The organism is Bradyrhizobium sp. (genome assembly GCF_035484855.1).
GTDB lineage: Bacteria > Pseudomonadota > Alphaproteobacteria > Rhizobiales > Xanthobacteraceae > Bradyrhizobium.
The window spans coordinates 1-15,389 of record NZ_DATHOP010000222.1; the positions used below are offsets into that span (position 1 = coordinate 1).

10 protein-coding genes are annotated in these 15,389 nt (G+C 62.0%); 1 reads left to right on the forward strand and 9 read right to left on the reverse strand.

What is annotated here, in order from left to right; translation table 11 throughout:
- The 7 genes from VK804_RS25550 to VK804_RS25580 all read right to left on the reverse strand — a co-directional run.
- Positions 1-1,394 (reverse strand): iron ABC transporter permease (locus VK804_RS25550; RefSeq protein ID WP_325375393.1); only part of this gene is annotated, 1,394 nt, incomplete at its 3' end.
- A gap of 317 nt (positions 1,395-1,711) precedes the next feature.
- Positions 1,712-2,779 (reverse strand): ABC transporter substrate-binding protein, encoded by a 1,068-nt coding sequence (locus VK804_RS25555; RefSeq protein ID WP_325375394.1) that lies wholly within the window; start codon positions 2,777-2,779, stop codon positions 1,712-1,714.
- 12 nt (positions 2,780-2,791) lie between these two features.
- Positions 2,792-3,853: an ABC transporter ATP-binding protein gene (locus tag VK804_RS25560; protein ID WP_325375396.1), complete on the reverse strand. Its 1,062-nt coding sequence runs from the start codon at positions 3,851-3,853 to the stop codon at positions 2,792-2,794.
- A gap of 203 nt (positions 3,854-4,056) precedes the next feature.
- Positions 4,057-5,244: a pyridoxal-phosphate-dependent aminotransferase family protein gene (locus tag VK804_RS25565; protein WP_325375397.1), complete on the reverse strand. Its 1,188-nt coding sequence runs from the start codon at positions 5,242-5,244 to the stop codon at positions 4,057-4,059.
- 193 nt (positions 5,245-5,437) lie between these two features.
- Positions 5,438-6,190 (reverse strand): LssY C-terminal domain-containing protein, encoded by a 753-nt coding sequence (locus VK804_RS25570; protein ID WP_325375447.1) that lies wholly within the window; start codon positions 6,188-6,190, stop codon positions 5,438-5,440.
- Positions 6,191-6,475: 285 nt separating this feature from the next.
- The gene (locus VK804_RS25575) at positions 6,476-7,219 is read right to left on the reverse strand and encodes a thermonuclease family protein (RefSeq protein WP_325375399.1); all 744 of its coding nucleotides are present in this window, start codon (positions 7,217-7,219) and stop codon (positions 6,476-6,478) included.
- A 311-nt stretch (positions 7,220-7,530) separates the two neighbouring features.
- Positions 7,531-9,258: a hypothetical protein gene (locus VK804_RS25580; protein WP_325375401.1), complete on the reverse strand. Its 1,728-nt coding sequence runs from the start codon at positions 9,256-9,258 to the stop codon at positions 7,531-7,533.
- Between the two features lie 478 nt (positions 9,259-9,736).
- Between VK804_RS25580 and VK804_RS25585 the strand changes: the two genes are divergently transcribed.
- A complete protein-coding gene (locus VK804_RS25585; protein ID WP_325375403.1) occupies positions 9,737-10,600 on the forward strand; it encodes a caspase family protein in 864 nt (287 codons plus the stop codon).
- A 351-nt stretch (positions 10,601-10,951) separates the two neighbouring features.
- Here VK804_RS25585 and VK804_RS25590 read toward each other — a convergent pair whose 3' ends face one another.
- Both VK804_RS25590 and VK804_RS25595 read right to left on the reverse strand, forming a co-directional pair.
- Entirely contained in the window at positions 10,952-11,851 is a 900-nt protein-coding gene (locus tag VK804_RS25590) for an efflux RND transporter periplasmic adaptor subunit (protein WP_414642846.1), read from the reverse strand.
- A gap of 85 nt (positions 11,852-11,936) precedes the next feature.
- Complete coding sequence (locus VK804_RS25595) at positions 11,937-15,389, reverse strand: Eco57I restriction-modification methylase domain-containing protein (protein ID WP_325375406.1); 3,453 nt, start codon at positions 15,387-15,389, stop codon at positions 11,937-11,939.

Here is a 15,389-nt window from a genome sequence, read left to right on the forward strand (position 1 = left end):
TCGGGATGGATGGTGGCGAACGCCGCCTGCAATTGCTGATAGGCCGACGGCAGGTTGATGGTCAGGAATGCGATCAGGAGAATCCACAGCGTCCCGTAGAGCACGAAGGGCGGCCGCGTGTAGCTGAGGAACAATCCGACCCCGAGCACAATCCCCGGCACCGCGACCGGGGCGGTGGCGAGAAAGCCGAGCACGCGGGAGCCCGCGATCACCCGGCGGGTGGTGACATAGGCGATAACCAGCGCCAGCAGCGTGCCGATGGTCGCGGTCGAGGCGCCGAGAATGACGGTGTTCTTTAGCGCCAGTTGCGTCGCCGATAATTCCGTGAACACAAAGACGATGCTGTGCACCGTCCACGTTGACGGCGTCACCAGCGTGGTCGCGTTCGGCGAGAACGCGGCGTTGAGCAGCGCGAAATACGGCAGGAACACGGGACTGAGCAGCACCGCGAGGCAAAACGCCAGCGCCGCCCAACGCCACCTCTTCATCTCGACGCGGCGTGGCGCGCCATATTTGCCGCCCACCACCGAATAGCCGCGGCGGCCGAGAATGAATTTTTGCGCCTGCAGCAGCACGATGGTCAGCAGCAACAGCGGCACCGCCGCGGCAGCCGCCAGTTCGAGTTTCGGCGGATACTGGAACAGGCTCCAGATCTTCGTGGTCATGGTGTGGAAGCCGGCCGGCAGCGCCAGGATTGCCGGCGAGCCGAACAGCGTCATCGCCTGCAAAAATGCGATCAGCGAGCCCGCGACCAATGCCGGCAACGCCAGCGGAATGGTGACGCGCCGCGCGGTGGTCCATGCCTTGCCGCCGAGGATCGCGGAAGCATCCTCGAGTTCGCCCGGCATGTTGTCGAGCGCATTCGCAACCAGCACGAACACGAAGGGAAAGGTGTAGCAGGAGATCACGAAGATGATGCCGGTCATCGAATAGATGTTGAACAGATGCTCGTCGGAATCGGCGCCGGTGAGGTAGCGAAACAGCTGGTTGAGCAATCCGCTGTTCGGCGCGGCCAAGAGTTCCCAGGCCACCGCGCCGAGAAACGGCGGCGTCACGAAGGACGCGGTGACCAGCGCGCGAATGAATTGTCGCCCAGGCATATCGGTGCGCGACACGAGCCAGCCCATCGGCGCGGCGACCAGGCAGCAGATGATGGCGGAGGTGGTGGCGATGATGGCGGTGGTTGCCAGCGGATCGAGGAAATCCGGATTGGAAAACAGCGTGACGAAATTCTGCAGCGTGACGTGACGCGCCTTGTCGGTAAAGGCATAGACCGCCAGCCAGCCCAGCGGCAGCAGGATCAGCGCGATCAGGCATGCTGCGAACACCAGCAGCACCGGTTTGGTCCAGTCGAATTTGCCGCGCGTGCCGTCGATCGTGGGGGTGAGGGTCATGCTGCTTTCAAATCTCGCTTTGTCTTCATTCCCACGCACGCTGCCTACGCTCCCTCTCCCCGCGCTTGCGGGGAGAGGGTTGGGGTGAGGGGTTCTCTCAACGGGCACGGAGTCAACGGAGAGTCCCCCTCACCCGTCGCGCATCTGACGATGCGCGCCGACCTCTCCCCGCAAGCGGGGCGAGGTGAAGAGAGTTCGTCATTCCGGGGCGATGCCAACGGGTCCGCGCGAAGCGCGGCCCGATGACAGGCTCCGCATCGGACCCGGAATCTCGAGATTCCGGGTTCGCATCTGCGATGCGCTCCGGAATGACAATCCTACACCCGAAACAACTTCGCATAGCGCGTCTTGATCTCCTCTGCCATTTTCTCCACGCCCGCCGCATCTTCCTTCATCAGCTTGATGTCGGAAATCTTGCGCCGGCCCGGCTTCGAGATGACCTGCGCATGCGCCGAATATTGCGCCGTGTAATCGGTAAAGAATTGCTGGGTTTCGCGGGTGTGCAGCCACGCCTGGAACAGTCGCGCGGCGTTGGGATGCGGCGCGGTGACAAAGATGCCGGTCGGACCCGAGACCGTCGGCGCGCCTTCGGTCGGATAGATGGGCTCGACCGGCTGGCCGGCTTCCTTCAGCAGCACCACATTGTATTCGTTGCCGTCGGCCATCACCGCGCGCTCGCCAAGCGCCAGCTTTTTCGGCGGGTCGGTCGCCGACTGCACCTGCATGACGCGCTGCTTCGACAGCTTCTCCAGATATTCCCAGCCGAGCTCGCGCACGATCTGGAAGGTCGCGGTCATGATGGTGCCGCTATAGGCCGGATGGCCCTTCACCATCTTGCCGGCCCATTTCGGGTCGAGCAAATCGGCAAAGCTTTTTGGCGCGTCGTCTGGTTTCACCAGGCTGGTGTTGTAGCCGATCGACGACAGATAGATCCGCGACGTCGCCGACATGCCTTCGGGATCGCGAAATTGGGGCAGAAAATGCTGCGCGATATCCTCGGTTACAAACGGCGCTAGCCAGCCGTTCCTTTTCCAGCTGATGAAATGCGACGCGTCCGAGCTGTTGATCACGTCGCAAGCATGGATGCCGGAGGCAAATTCCTGGTCGAGCCGCTGGAACAGCCGCTCCGCGCCGGAGCGCTCGATCTGCACGGCAATGCCGGGATATTTCGCCTCGAACGCCTTGCCGAGCTTCTCGCCGACCGGGAGATCCATCGCGGAATACAGAATGACCTTGCCTTCCTTGTTGGCCGCCTCGACCAACTCGGGCGTGATCGCCACCGGCGGCGGCGCCTCGGCGCGCGCTGGTGAGGCGAACACGGCGCCCAGTGCCAGCGCCGTCGAGCCCTTCAGCAGGCCACGCCTTGAAAGTCCTTGTCCGTTCATCGCGTTCTCCCGTTACCGGCTCAGCGCGCGGCAGCGCTCCGCCGGCAGCGTCAGCCACACCTCGGTGCCCCTGACAACGGCGTTATCGGTCGAAGTGACGACGCGCAGGTTCGTGCCATCCGAAGTCTCGACCATGTAGTCGCGGCTGGCGCCGAGAAACACCTGGCGCGTCACGGTGGCTTTTACCGAATTTTCCGACGTGGGCGGCGCTTTCGTCGAAAGCTGGATGTCGTGCTGGCGGATCGCGACCACGGCTTTTTGGCCGGCCTCCAACTTCTCGCCCACCACCTTCAGCGTCGCGCCTGAAAATTCGATGTGGCCGGCGTCGCGTGCGGTGCCGTTGATCACATTGCTGGCGCCGATGAAGCGGGCGACGAATTCCGATTGCGGCCGGTCGTAGATGTCTTCCGGCGTGCCGAGCTGGTCGATCTTGCCGGCGTTCATCACCGCGATCAGGTCGGCGGTGGTCATCGCCTCGGACTGGTCGTGGGTGACGTAGACGGTCGTATAGCGATATTCGTCGTGCAGGCGGCGGATTTCGAACCGCATCTCCTCGCGCAGGTTGGCATCGAGGTTGGAGAGCGGCTCGTCGAGCAGCAGCGTCTCCGGTTCGACGATCAGCGCGCGCGCCAGCGCCACGCGCTGCTGCTGGCCGCCGGACAGTTCGCCGGGATAGCGCTGCGCCAGCACCTCGAGCTTGGTCGCCTTCAGGATGACATCGAGTTTTTTCGCGATCGTCGCGCGGTCGAGTTTTCGCAGGCGCAGGCCGTAAATGATGTTTTCCGCAACCGTCATGTGCGGCCACAGCGCATAGCTCTGGAAGATCATCGACATCTTGCGCTGCTCGGGCGGCAGCGTACGCGCGCTGGACGACACCATGCGGTCGCCGACATGGATTTCGCCCAGCGTCGGTTCCAGAAAGCCCGCGATCAGCCGCAAGGTCGTGGTCTTGCCGCAGCCGGACGGACCGAGCAGGCAGACCAGCTGGCCATGGTCGATCCGCAAGCTGACGTCATCGACCACTGCCAGCGATCCAAATCGCTTGGTCAGGCCGCGCAATTCAACGGACGCCAATCACATCACTCCCCGTGTTCCCTGGCGCGGTTCGCGCCGGCGCCGTTGTCGGCCTTCTTAATTTATCGCTGGATCAATCTAAGCACGAAAGATGACGCGCCGAAAAGGCTTGCCACCGTCATTCCGGGGCGATGCGAAGCATCGAACCCGGAATCTCGAGATTCCGGGTCTGGTGCTTGCGCACCATCCCGGAATGACGGTTGTTAAGGAGCAACACTCTCCCCGAGCCACTCGATCGCCGCTTCCACGCCGCCCTTGCCGTGCGGGATGTCGAGCGCCTGCAGGCCGACTTCGATGACGCCGAGCGTACCGAGAATCATCGGCGCGTTGACGTGGCCCATATGGGCGATGCGGAATGCCTGGCCCTCCAGGTCGCCGATGCCGATGCCGAGCACCACGCCGCATTTCTGCTTGCAATATTGATGCAGCGCGTCGGGATCGTGGCTGTCGGCCATCATCACGGTCGTGACCGTGTTGGAGCGCTCGGCGGCCTCGGCAATGTTGAAGCCGAGCACCTGGCCTTCGGCCCAGACCGCGACCGCGCGCCGCACCGCTTCGGCCAGCAGCCGATGGCGCAGGAACACGTTGTCGAGCTTTTCCTCGAACAGCATGTCGATCGACTGGCGCAGCGCGAACAACAGATGAATCGGCGCGGTGCCGGCATATTTGCGGTAGTGCTCGGCTCCGTCGCGCTCGGTCCAGTCCCAATAGGGCGTGCGCAGGTTGGCCTTCTTGTGCACCTCGCGGGCGCGGTCGTTGACGGCGACGAAGCCCAGCCCCGGAGGCGCCATCAGGCCCTTCTGCGAGCCGGACATCGCGACATCGATGCCCCAGGCGTCCATTTCGAACGGCATGCAGCCGAGAGAGGCCACCGCATCGACCATGAACAGCGCCGGATGGCCCGCGGCCCGAATCGCCTTGCCGATCGCCTCGATGTCGTTCTGGACGCTGGAAGCGGTATCGACCTGTGCCGCCAGGATCGCCTTGATCTTGTGGTCCTTGTCGGCGCGCAGCCGGGCTTCGACTTCGCCCGCGCGGATGGCGCGGCGCCAGTCGCCCTTCAGCACCTCGACCTCGGCGCCCATGGCTTTGGCCGCGTTGCCCCAGCCGATGGCAAAGCGGCCGCTTTCGAGCACCAAAACCTTGTCGCCGCGCGACAGCACGTTGGACAGCGCCGCCTCCCACGCGCCATGGCCGTTGGCGATGTAGATGTAGGACTTGCCCTTGGTCGCGAACAGTTTCGACAGATCGGCGAGCAGGCCGTCGGTCAGGTTGATCATCTGGTCGGAATAGATGTCGAGCGCCGGACGATGCATCGCCTGCAGCACTTCGTCGGGCATGGTGGTGGGCCCGGGGATTGCCAGGAATTCCCGGCCGGCGCGAACGGTCATTGTTGTTGTTCCTTGGAGCAGGTTGCTGGAGGCAGGGATGCCGGGAAATGGCCGGAAATTCAAGGGAGAACATGATGATAATTCATCGAAACCGTCATTGCGAGGAGCGCTTGCGACGACGCAATCCATTCTTCCACTTGTGCTGCTGGACAATGGATTGCTTCGCTTCGCTCGCAATGACGGGTAAGCGGCGCTACTTCCCCAGCGCATCGGCGATGTCGTGCCAGATCTGGTCCTTCAACTCGGTCGCCGACGGGCTCGGGATGATCGTCGCCGGATCGGGGCGTTTTTCGCAGGCCACCACCAGGCGCAGGATCCAGACCTCGCCGTCGGTGTAATAGGGATCGCCGCCGCCGTTGCGCCCGGTCAGCGTCGGTCCGATGCCGGTGACCTGATATTTCGCATCCACCATGCGAGCGGCTTCCAGGTCGGCGGCGAGCAGCGCGCGCTCGGCGTCGATGTCGGCGCCGATGTGATGGGTGATGGCGCCGGTGTAGTGACTGACGCCGACGCTGCGGTCGTAGGTCACGGCGCCGAGCCAGACCGGCCGCTTTTCCTCGCCCTGGTCGAACACCTTCCAGAACCGCACATGGTGGCGGTGATCGGCGCTCTTGCCGTCGGGCTTTTCGAAGGCGAGGTCTTCGTGGCGGCCGAGATAGAACAAATTGCTGACCGGCGCGTCGCGATAGGGCCGGTCGAGCAGCACGCTGCCGACGATCTCGATCGAGGATTTGAAGGTCACGGGATCGGCGGGATACCAGGAGGCCGCCTGCATGGCGCACAGCACGTCGCGCTCGTCGCCGATCAGCCCGGCATTGATGGGATCGCCGGGAATGCCCTGCGCGGTGACTGTCACCATCGGCAGGCCGGCGAGCTTCTTCTGGTGCTCGTAATGGCTCCACAGCGCCGGCAGCGCGAGATAGGCGAGCGCGGTATAGGCGAACATGGTTAGCAGCGCCCACACCAGGAACCGCTCCAGCCGCGAGCGATCCGGCAACGGCTGCGCTTCGATGTCGTCGTAGAGTTCAGCCAAGTCGCCAGCGCTCTCATGGGTTCGTGCGAGGAGATTCGCGCATTTTTGCGTAACTCGTCATGCCCGGGCCTAGCCGTCTGAAGGACGGCGTCGCTTCCGCTCGCCTACGCCCGGGCATCCACGTCTTAACGGTCTATCAGCAAGCAAGACGTGGATGGCCGGGACAAGCCCGGCCATGACGAAGAAGGGAGAGGCAGCTCATCGCCTGGTCTCGCGGCAGCCGGCGGCTTCGGCTTCCTCGGTGGAGCAGAACCAGCGCGTGCCCTTTGCGATGTTCATCTTGATCTGCGCGTACCAGCGGCTCTTCGGCGTGTGATAGATGCATTCGCCTGACGAATTGACGTTGCCCTTGATGGTGCATTCGGGCGAGGGCGCGACCGAGCCGGATGCCGACGCCAGCAGGATGGCATGCGCGTTCGGCGGCGGTTTCACGGCGCCGAGGATTGTCGTCTTCTTGTTGCGGACGCGCCAGTCCCACGGCGCGATGAAGGCGCCCTGCCACATCCCGGCCTTGGCCTCGCGCGCCGCCTTCTCGTCGGCATCGTAGTCGTGGGAGACGCGGACATAGGACAGCGCCCAGCCGTTCTTCACCATCCATTGCTGGACGTCCTCGCCGTCGACCTCGCATTTGGCGACCTGCCGGCCGCGGCGGTCGCTGCGCAGCTCGTGACAGGTCCAGTTCTTGCCGTCGGTATGTTTTATCAGTTCGTCGCGCGCGGCCACGCCGCAGGTCCAGCGCTCGCCGGCGTTGTTGAGACAGAGCTGGTCCAGGCTCGGCGCGTCGATGCCGTTGAGCCGGATCCGGGTCGCGCCGATCGTGATCTGCTTGGCATCGCGGATCTTTGCTGCGCCGGTGATATCGCCGGCATCGGCTGCCGCCGGCAGCAACGATAGCGCGATCGCCGGCAGGAGCATCCTGGAAACAAGAAAGTGCCTGGGCATGAAAAAGGCCGTTGTTCAAAGCAACAGGTATCGCTGTGCCGCCGGATTGTGGTGCGGATGCGGCCACAAGGCCAGCGGCGCTGTGGGTTGTCCGCCGTCAATTTTGTGCGATGGGCTTGCCTTCACCCTCCCCTGGAGGGGGAGGGTCGACGCGAATGCAATGAGCGGCGGGGTGGGGTGACAGTCCCTCGTTTCGGGCGGTGTCCGAGCTGAGAGACCGTCACCCCACCCCGTCTCGCATTTCGCTTCGCTCAACGCGAGCCGACCCTCCCCCTCCAGGGGAGGGTGAAGGAGTTGGACCCTGCTGGTCGCTATCCCGTCCCCATCGCCCGCCGCGCCAGCGCGAGTCCCATCAGCACGAAGGCGGAGGTGACCTCGCTCCCGCCGACCAGAATCCGGGTCGGGGTCTTCATCTTGTTCCATTCATAGGCCTTGAACGGGCCGCGCCTGCCGCCTTCGCCCAGGCTTGCGACGATGCAATGCAGCGCCGGCGCAAAGGTTAAGGGCTCGGCGCCGAGATGGCCGAGCGCGATCAGCGCCAGCGCCGCGTCGAACGCGTTCATCTCGCAGGCGACGAGCGTACCCTGCACATAGGCCAGCACGCGGGCGCGGATGAAATCGAACGCGCCGTCAGGATCGACAGCGGCTTGCGCCGACAGCGGCAGCGCCAGGTACGCCGCGTAGCAGCGGCCGAAATAGGCGCAATAGAGTTCCGGCAAATAGTAGATGTGCGAGCGTGGATCGGCGAACGCGCCCGAGGCCGCGAGCCGCCTCTGGAAGCCGATGATACGGCGCAGCGTGTCGAGCCGCTGCGGCGTCTCGATGATTTTCCAGCGCGCAAGATTGCGAAACGAAACCTCGAGGATGTCGAGATTGAGCGTCGGATCGAGGTCGTTGCCGAACGGGCGCTCGCCGGCAAGGCTGTCGATCCAGGTGACGACGCCGCCTTCGTATTCGATATTGTCGTTGATCGGCACCGTCACCAGCGGCTCGTTGACGCCGCCGCGCACCTGGTAGCCGGCGTAAAAATCTAGCAGCGGCTGGTTCAGGATCGGATCGTCGGAACCGGCTTGGGTCGCGGCCGAGAACGAGCACGCGGTGGTGTCGCAATCCGGCACGTAGACGCCAAAACCCAGATCCTGCTTGATCTGGGCGAAGAAGCGCGAGAAGCGCGGATGCGGCAGCGGCGCCAGCGCGGTGATGACGTCGAACGGCGACCCGTCGGCGCCGCGCACCCGTTCGCGGCTGGTGACGAGGCAGAATTTTATCATTTCCGCAATCGCGCCGCGCGCCGCCACCGTCTGCTCCGGCGACGCCAGCCCGGTCTCGACAAAGCTCAAGAGCGCCTCGGTGAAGAAGGCGTCGTAATAGGCCGAGCGGTGGCGGATCTGCATCGGCTCCCACATCGGCTCGGCGATGCCGCGCCACGGCGGATTGATCAGCTCGCGCGCCGGCGAGCGCGAGATGAAGATCCGCGCCAGGTTGAACAGCAGCGTCGAGTTCTTGTAGCCGCGCGAATTCAGTCCCGTGAGCGCCATCGACATCTCGCGGCCGCGCAGATCGGGATCGCCGATCAGGTTGAAGGCGGCATAGGTCGGAATGAACCCGTTCTTGGCAAACGAGCGCAGCAGATGCGCGCCGCAGGCCCGGATCACCGGCTCGATCTCGGCGAGCGTTGGCGCGCGCGCCGGCCGCTCGGCAGGCGCAGGTTTTGGGTGCGACAGCTCGATGGTGTCGAGCAGGGACGCCACCGGGGCGCCGACCGCGGCCCAATCCGGCGAGGTCTCGTCGCGGGCCTGCCTCAAGGCCGCGCGCAGCGAGCCCAGCCGCGCCTCGTCGCGCAGCTCGAAAAGCCCGGTCCGGCACAACAGCGGCCGCAGCGCGGGATTGCCGAGCGCGGTCCGGTAGAATTTCGACAGATGAGGATCGCCGCCATTGGGCTTCCTCAAGAGCGGGTCGCAGACGTCGTACAGCGACGGGCCGTCCTTCGACGCCGTCAGTGCGCGGTAGGCGGCGCCGGCAACATGCGCAAAGGCCATGAAGTTTCTTTCCGCGCCTGTGTCAGGCGCGCATCCCCAAAGCAGCGTCCCATCCCCGGCCCGGCTGCCGCCCGCCTTCCAGGCGATCTCCAAAAAGCAGTCGCAAAAACCTATACGAAGGCCCGGAAAACACAAAATGTGACCGCAATCACGGAATTCCCCCCGATTCCGGCGCAATCTGGCTTGCGAGGCGGGGAACCTGAGGGGCCGGTAAATGCCGTCTTTTTCAAGGGAAATCGCTGGAAACGCCGTGTTCACCAAGTCGGGCGTACCGATACGTCAATATGGTTGCCGGACCTGTCCCGGCAGGGTAAAAACTTTCCTTGCTGCGGTGCCGCAAATTGAGCGCAATTGGACGTCACTCCGTCCGGCACCCCCTAAAACCTGAACGGCGCTGGCGCGACTAAACCTCGCGGCTTTGCCGGTGAACAGGCAAGCGACCAGGCCAGTGATTTTGATTTAAGGGATGACAAGTCCGATGAAGATCAGCGAGCTCCGCCTCTCCCGCCGCTCCGTCGCCATGACGCTGGCGTTTGCCGGCATGGTGTCGCTGGCGATCGGCGCCCACGCCGCGCTGAACATGCGCGCGCTGGATGCGGCGAAGGCGATCGCCGCCGAGCAGAGCGCGGATGCCGCCCATCGCCCGTCCCGCATTGCGCTGGTGATCGGCAACGGCCATTACCCGGACGCCAACGCGCCGCTCGCCCAGCCGATCAACGACGCCCGCGGCCTGACGGCGGCCTTGCGCAAGAACGGTTTTGACGTCGACGTCATCGAGGATGCCACCAAGGACGACATGACCCGCGCCGTGGAGCGGCTGAAATCCCGGGTCAAGCCGGATTCGGTGGTGATGCTGTTCTTCGGCGGTTTCGGCATCGAGGCCGGCGGCGAGAGCTACATGATCCCGGTCGATGCCGCGATCTGGAAGGAGCGCGACGTCAGGCACAACGCGGTCTCGGTCGAATCCGTGCTGGAGGCGATGAAGGAGCAGGGCGCCTGCGCCAAGCTGGTGGTGCTCGATGCTAGCAGGCGCAACCCCTATGAGCGGCGCTTCCGCACCTATTCGCATGGGCTCGCCCCCATCGCCGCCCCCGACAACGCGCTGATCCTGACCTCGGCTACGCCCGGCAAGGTCGCCGACGACGGCGGTGGCGACCACAGCGTGCTGGTGGGCGAACTGCTCGACAATCTCAGGGTACAGCAGGCGCTGGCCGAGACCATCTTCAACAAGACCCGCATCGCGATCTCGCGCGCCTCCGACGGTGCGCAGGTGCCCTCGGTGTCGTCGTCGCTGATGGAAGAAGTCCGCCTCGGCTCCGCCGAGGAAAAGGCCGGCAGCTAGGCTGCCGTCGCCCCCATCGCCGTCATGCCCGGGCTTGTCCCGGGTATCCACGTCTTCCTTTACCGCAGCAAAGACGTGGATGGCCGGGACAAGCCCGGCCATGACGAAGAAATAATACCGACGCCGCGCCGCTTTTTCACCTCTCCCCGCCTGCGGGGAGAGGTCGCCCGGCGAAGCGTAGCGAAGTCGGGCGGGTGAGGGGGTACCGGTCCATCGATTGGCACCCGTCTCGCTGAGAGAGCCCCTCACCCCAACCCTCTCCCCGCATCCGCCTTCGCCCGAAGGCGGGCTTCGGCGGACAAGAGCGCGGGGCGAGGGAGAAGGAAGAGCCCCCGCCCCCGTCCGCCGCCCCTACTTCACCTCCGCTGCCGCCGTCTCCGCGCGCACCGGGTCGCCCTCGCGCAGCAGCGCGCCGGCGCGCGCCACGACGACGTCGCCTTCCTGCAGGCCCTTGGTGATTTCGACCCGGCCGCCGGACATCAGCCCGACCTCGACGCTGTTGGTTTCGACCCGCCCGCGCCGCACCAATTGCACCACGGTGCCGCCCGGCCCGTAGAGCACGGCGGTGAGCGGCACGGCGATGTTGCAGGTCTGCCCGACATTGGTCTTGATCAGCGCGCGGCCGGAGGAATTCACCAATAGCCGCCGCACCCCGTCGATGCCGATGAAGACCTGCCCGAGCTGGACATCGGGCACCACCGTCGGCCCGATCCGCCGTATCCGTCCCGTGACGTCGCCGGCGCCGATGATCTTGACCTGCGCGGTCTGGCCGACCTTGAGCTTGCCGATGCTCTGGGTCGGCACCAGCCCGACCAGGTCGAATTCGTTGCGCGCGATGATCGAGAACAGCGCCTCGCCCTTGCCCGACGCCATCGCCCCGATCACGGCCGAGGAGGCGGCGATGGTGCCGGCCACCGGCGCCTGCACCGACACCGTGCCGCCTTCGGGCAGATTGAGCCGGGCCAGCAGCTGCCCGGCGGTGACGATGTCGCCGGCCTCCGCCATGATTTCCGCGACCTTCAGCCCCTGCCGCTCCGGGCGCACCGCGGTCTCGTCGCGGGCCATGATGGTCCCCGACACCTCGACGATATCGTCGAAGCAGGATTTCGCGGCTTTCAGCACGGTGACCGCGGCGCCGCGGGGGGCGTCGGTGTCGTCGGCGGCGACGGCGGGGGTGGCGAGGGTGGGGGTGGCGAGGAAGAGGAGGGCGAGCAGCGTTCGCGCAGGGCCGAGCGTGGAGAGAGAATACATAGGCATTCCAATTCCAGTGCTTTTTGTGGCTATTGGCGCCTAACCGACGGAACGATTAGCTACCGGGTGCAGATGAGGGCCAGCCTCACTCATTGACATCATCATTTACGTCTTCTTCGATTGCAAGTCCGGCGGGGGTAAATGGCATGCGTGGGGGAGCGCTCTGCCACATGAGATTTACCTCCTCGGGCGTGAGTCCATAGGCGTTGTTCACCAGGTTAGATAACCTACGCTCTAACGAGAAGATTTCGGCTCGGGAATGTTGCAACGGTTCGACGGCCGCAAGGAATTCTGTCTTCAACTCGGCAAGATCATTAGCCGAGAACTTGCGATGCTTGGGCAAGCTTTCGCGAATAGCTGAGACAAACTCATCCGCACCAATTGCTCTCTCCGCCTTCGTAATGGCTTTTGGACTCACTAGCCCAATCTCGTGGCACAGCCAAGCTCTGGCCTTCTCACCGTTCTCTTGGACCGCCCTTGTCATTTCGATTATCTTATCAATGATATCCTGAAATTCGGCCTCATGTTCCCCTAGTGAGGGAATAGGGAATTCGTTCAGTGCAGCAATGTCCATCGCCAGAGCTTCATCCTTCTTATGGGGGAATTTTTTGAACTGATAATACCAAGCTATCGGCTGATTCAAGATTCCTGCGAGCAATTTCGGATCTGCGGGAAGAATAACCGCTGAGTCATTTACAAGCCTTGACTGCATGTCCAATGAGAACCGTGGGTAAAAAGCGATACGTTGAATGCAGATTTTTTCTTTGTTGAACTCTTCGTAATAAGAACATGGTCGTAACTCCCACCACCAGCGTCCTTGATCTTCTCGATGGCGAAGGCCCCGGACTTTACCAGTCCTTTTGTCTTTGAACTCTTCGAAATGCTTAAAGTGGGCATGAAGCATCGGATAAAGGGACTTAAATTGCTTTTCAGCTTCTGACTCGTCTGCGGCATCATGCCAAGGCCAAGCGAAATCGCTGCTGGACTTCATCAGGATCATGAAGAGTCCAGAATCGGGCGAAGACCAGCGTCGAATGTCTTGCCCTCGTAGATAAGGCCGGATGATCTCTTTGAGATCAGGATGAGCTTGATGGAGCTCGCTATAAGTATCCCTATTGATCAGAAACGCTTCGTTTAAGCCCGTTTTGATTCCATACAGCGGCTCGGACCCGATTCGCTCTCTAAGCGGAGTTGAATTTCGACGGAGTTTCTCCAGCAAGGAAACGACTTGTGGCGGCTCAAGCGCCCACGTCGTTTTAGTGAAATGTGTCCTTGGCAGTGGATACGTGGCCTTTGCAACGGCGTCGTTCAGCGCTTTTTCGGGTACATCGTCGCGCGGAATAACGCAGACCTCTGTTTCGAGCGGGGCATCGCCCATATTCGGTTTGCGTACAACAAGCACTGAAGGGAATACGTCGGCGTCCGGAAAAAAGCCTTTGGCATGACCAAAGTCAGCTACGAATTCGATCCATGCTTTGTTGGCGAAAAGGCTCCGTAAGCCTTCGGCGTATCCAGCCCTCATCCATTTGTTGGTCACAACATAGGAAAGTCGGCCACCCGGCTTTAAGAGCCTGAGTCCCTGATCGTAGAAGTAGACGTAAAGATCAGCGCTGCCATCGTATGTTTCGGGAAAGGCACGCTTCAATCCGGGCTTTATTGCCCGAATGATTTCTTGTCGAACGTACGGTGGATTGCCGATGACAGCATCGAAGCCACCATGCAACTCGGAACTCTCCCATTGGCTCCAAATACCAGGAAACGCGACCTGCCAGTGCAAAAAATGCTCGTCTGCAAAGCGATGCATAACGTCTGGTAGCCACGACTTCAAAGTCGTCGCTGTGTCGTGCTCACTATAGGCTGCCTTTTTTTGGATATCGCGCTTCTTCTTCTCCAGCTCGGTGACAGCTGGAGCCGGTGGAACGGCGAGTGCCACGGTGCCATTGGCAACCTTAATAGGATCCCCGAAGGTGCCTTTGAGCCATTCTTGTATGGTTGCCTTATGGAGCTTGTTAGTAGGGTGTTGCCATTCTATCGCGCTGACTAGGGTCAGAAGATTTGTGAGTTCGGTGGTCATCGACTCAATACCATCGAACAAGTTCTTAGATTGATAAACCTCCGCAATATCCGCATCGGTCAATTTCTCGATAGTCTGCATTCCTGAGGCTGCGCCGAGGGCCTTTCTCCGGGGGCCGTTCATTAGGAGAGGGCTACCCCACTCGACAAGTCGATCCATAGCGGGACGCACCCAGGCTCCAAAAAGCGAATTGCCGCAACGAAGATGATGATCAAGGAATGAGAGCGGTGCGCCAACCGTGAAAGTGTGAAGCCAGAGGGCAACCTTAGCCAATTCCACGGCGAGCGGGTTCTTATCAACGCCGTAGACGCACCGCTTCAACACCATTCGGCGGACTATGTGTCTGTCCTGCAGGTGGTCATCGACGTAAGGCCAATTGTTCTCAATGGAGTGTTGTATGATATCGGTCCGAATCTTAGAAATCTCTGCCGCAAGCGGAGATTGATATACGCTGTCCGCCCATGTGACCGTTTGTTCGGCGTCAGCCATGGCGGCAAGCACTTTGTCGGCGAGCCAATCTACGAGACTAACGAGAAAATGGCCGGACCCCATTGCTGGGTCACAAATCTTGAGGCCCAGTATTGCCCGAGCGGGGTCGTATCCTGCCAGCAACGCGAGACGAGTCTCCTTTGAGCGACGGTCGTTCGCAAGCTTCGCAGCCTCCGTTCGGAACGCCGCCAGGCGCTCTTCAACGAAGGGGCCGATCGTCTTATCGATGATGAGCATTACAAGACTGTCTGGCGTATAGTAGCTGCCGGATTCATGTCGGGCTGTGTCATCAGAAGTCGGCACGACCTTACCGTCAGCGTCAGTCGTCAGATCGTACTCCAGGGTCCGTTCGTAGACGGTTCCCAGCTGCTGAACAGAGAGGTCGCGATAATTAATGTATCTCGCTTCGCCATCCTCGATGCGATGGGATAGACCATAGATGACGTCAGTGACGACAGCATCCGGCAGTTGTAGTTCGGCAAGCAGTGGCGCTTCTTCCTTGGCAAAGAGGCCGCCGTTGTAAGGCGGGATGCCAAAGGTATTATCCCCTGCGGAAAGAGCTTTAAAAATGGCGGAGAGTCTCGGCCAGTAGTTAATCATTACCTCAGAAAACGCCTTATCCTCCGCCTTCCGTTTCGCAATCTCAAGGCGCATTGCTGTTAGCGAATAGTCTTTGTAGGGTTCCCGGTTGCTGGGCAAGAGATCCCGATCCTCTGCATAAAATACGAAAAGGAGCCGATACAGTAGGATCAGAGCACTTTGACGAATCTGATCAAGATAATTTCTGTCTATTGTTGTTGGTCGCTTAGTGTCGCTAGCTGCGATCGCGGTGACCAACTTTGGAAATAATCGTCCGAACACGAGTCGCGATAGGTCTTTCGTGACCCTTTCTTCCCACGTCTTGCCAACGTCGCGCGAAACATCATGAAAAGTGCGGTTCCCATCGATGGGCAGAAATGCCGCCTTACAAAACAT

What these genes read in the sequence shown, in the direction of transcription:
- VK804_RS25580 (WP_325375401.1), bottom strand. Translation starts at nt 9,258, where the DNA reads ATGGCCTTTGCGCATGTTGCCGGCGCCGCCTACCGCGCACTGACGGCG.
- VK804_RS25565 (WP_325375397.1), bottom strand. Translation starts at nt 5,244, where the DNA reads ATGACCGTTCGCGCCGGCCGGGAATTCCTGGCAATCCCCGGGCCCACC.
- VK804_RS25590 (WP_414642846.1), bottom strand. Translation starts at nt 11,851, where the DNA reads ATGTATTCTCTCTCCACGCTCGGCCCTGCGCGAACGCTGCTCGCCCTC.
- VK804_RS25585 (WP_325375403.1), top strand. Translation starts at nt 9,737, where the DNA reads ATGAAGATCAGCGAGCTCCGCCTCTCCCGCCGCTCCGTCGCCATGACG.
- VK804_RS25595 (WP_325375406.1), bottom strand. Translation starts at nt 15,389, where the DNA reads ATGTTTTGTAAGGCGGCATTTCTGCCCATCGATGGGAACCGCACTTTT.
- VK804_RS25575 (WP_325375399.1), bottom strand. Translation starts at nt 7,219, where the DNA reads ATGCCCAGGCACTTTCTTGTTTCCAGGATGCTCCTGCCGGCGATCGCG.
- VK804_RS25555 (WP_325375394.1), bottom strand. Translation starts at nt 2,779, where the DNA reads ATGAACGGACAAGGACTTTCAAGGCGTGGCCTGCTGAAGGGCTCGACG.
- VK804_RS25570 (WP_325375447.1), bottom strand. Translation starts at nt 6,190, where the DNA reads ATGTTCGCCTATACCGCGCTCGCCTATCTCGCGCTGCCGGCGCTGTGG.